The sequence below is a fragment of the Micromonospora sp. DT178 genome, assembly GCF_049841695.1.
In the GTDB taxonomy this organism is placed as follows: domain Bacteria; phylum Actinomycetota; class Actinomycetes; order Mycobacteriales; family Micromonosporaceae; genus Micromonospora.
This window is the reverse complement of the sequence record NZ_JBNCKV010000048.1, coordinates 1-802: the sequence shown is the minus strand read 5'-3', so window position 1 is coordinate 802 and position 802 is coordinate 1. Positions and strand designations below refer to the sequence as shown.

Below are 802 nucleotides of genomic sequence, written 5' to 3'. Positions count from 1 at the left end.
CGATCCCGGTCACCACCCCCGGTGCCTGATCACCCGCGGCCAGCGCCTGCAGCCCGTCCATCAACACCGACCGATGCCGGCCAAGCACCACACCCCGATGGGTGAACCCGGTCGCCCGGCTGTCCACCAACGCCCGCCCCACCGCAACCGGCCCGACCTCGGGCCGGTCGGCCACGAACCCGGCCAGCCGCTGCGCCTGCGCCCGCAACGCCACCTCGGTCTTAGCCGACAGCAGCCACGGCACCACCCCGCCCGGCAGTACCGGCGGCTCCTGGCCCGAGGCCGCCGGGTCGGCCGGCGTGTCCTGCGACGACTCGAACGGTTGGGCCTCTTCCAGGATGAGGTGGGCGTTGGTGCCGCTGATCCCGAACGAGGACACCCCGGCGCGTCGTGGTCGGCCGTTGCCCGGCCATGGTGTGGCCTCGGTGAGTAGTCGCACCGATCCGGCTGACCAGTCCACGTGTGTTGACGGGGCGTCCACGTGCAGCGTTCTGGGCATCAGCCCGTGTCGCATCGCCAGGACCATTTTGATGATCCCGGCGACCCCCGCGGCTGCCTGGGTGTGGCCGATGTTCGACTTCACCGACCCCAACCGCAGCGGTTGTTCCGCGGGCCGGTCCTGGCCGTAAGCGGCGATCAGCGCCTGCGCCTCGATCGGATCACCCAACGTGGTGCCCGTGCCGTGCGCCTCCACCACATCCACCTCGCCCGGTGACAGCCGCGCGTTGGCCAGAGCCTGACGGATCACCCGCTGCTGCGACGGCCCGTTCGGGGCGCTCAACCCGTTGGAAGCGCCGTCCTG

General features: G+C 71.6%; 1 protein-coding gene. It reads right to left on the bottom strand.

The genetic code is table 11. The features are described 5' to 3' along the window. The coding region (locus ACLQ22_RS31890) for a ketoacyl-synthetase C-terminal extension domain-containing protein (RefSeq protein ID WP_425695582.1) at window positions 1-802 on the bottom strand (802 nt) is incomplete at both ends.